The sequence below is a fragment of the Pseudoalteromonas sp. ND6B genome (genome assembly GCF_000764215.1).
Lineage (GTDB): Bacteria > Pseudomonadota > Gammaproteobacteria > Enterobacterales > Alteromonadaceae > Pseudoalteromonas > Pseudoalteromonas tetraodonis.
The window spans coordinates 1-1,213 of sequence record NZ_JQFL01000037.1; the positions used below are offsets into that span (position 1 = coordinate 1).

A 1,213-nucleotide genomic window follows, 5' to 3' on the forward strand; every position below is an offset into this window, starting at 1 on the left:
GCCTTGTATCTCTCTGTAATAGATGATTAGCTATCATTTATTACATCGGAAGTTAGTGAGCTTGTAGCCCCGCCCAGTACTTGATACTGAGCCGTAGATTAAGCCCTAGCTTCCAATTCTCAACAAACTGAATGGTATCCAAGCACTCTTAGATTAAGTTGATGCTGTATGTACAAGGGGAGTAAGTAGAGATGATGTTTATTGGTTTTGATATCAGTAAAGATAAAGTTGATTTATGTTGGCTGAGAGATCCAATCACCAATAAAAAGAAAACAAAAGTATTTAAAAATAACCACCTAGCTTTCAAGGAAATTAAGCAGTGGCTTTTAAGTACAACCAAAACTATAGCTGAGGAAATCGTTATCACGGTAGAGCCAACCGGTGTTTACCATGAGCCGTTAATGTACTTTTTATACCAGCAAGGATTCAATATTATTCTCGCTAACCCTAGCAAAGCAAAAAAATATGCTGAGGCTCTAAATGTTGTTCATAAAACAGATAGGTCAGATGCGATAATGCTTGCAAGCTACGGTTATGCTAAGCAATCAACCGTTAACTTCTGGCAACCTGAAGCAAAGGAAATTAGAGAGCTTAAAGCCTTACTGCGTCGACTTGATGCATTGGAGTCCAATAAACAACGAGAGCAGAATCGATTAGAAGCAAGTGAGTTTAATGCGACATCTGAGCGAGTCACTCAATCATTAAAAGAAACGATTAACTTTCTAGATGATGAGATAAAAAAACTTAAGTCAGATATTGATAGTCACATAAATAGCTTTCCTGACTTAAAGAAGAATAGAACGTTACTAGAAACAATCCCCGGTATTGGGCCTGTTATGTCTCGAGAGCTGACGTATATATTCGCCGCTAAAAATTTCAGCAGAGCTAAGCAAGCTGCTGCCTACTGTGGCTTAATACCGCGGCTGCATGAGTCTGGGAAAATGAAGGGCCGTACAACTATGAGCAAGCTAGGGCCCTCAAAAATAAGAAGTAAACTTTATATGGCAGCAGTAGTCGCTGGGCAGTGGAATTATAAGATACAACAGCAAAAAATAGCCTTGCTGAATAATGGCAAAACGTCGATGCAAATCATTGGCGCCAATATGCGTAAACTCATTCATATATGTTTTGGTGTAATAAAAAATCAAGAAGCGTTTAAGCTCCAAGAAAGTTAAATACGATCTTGAAGCCTATAAAGAGAGATGGTATCTAC

At 38.5% G+C, this 1,213-nt stretch carries 1 protein-coding gene; it reads left to right on the forward strand.

What is annotated here, in order from left to right; genetic code table 11:
- Window positions 1-191: 191 nt before the first annotated feature.
- On the forward strand, window positions 192-1,175 hold the full coding sequence (locus tag ND6B_RS09360; RefSeq protein WP_033103518.1) for an IS110 family transposase: 984 nt from the start codon (window positions 192-194) through the stop codon (window positions 1,173-1,175).
- The last annotated feature ends 38 nt before the right edge of the window (window positions 1,176-1,213 follow it).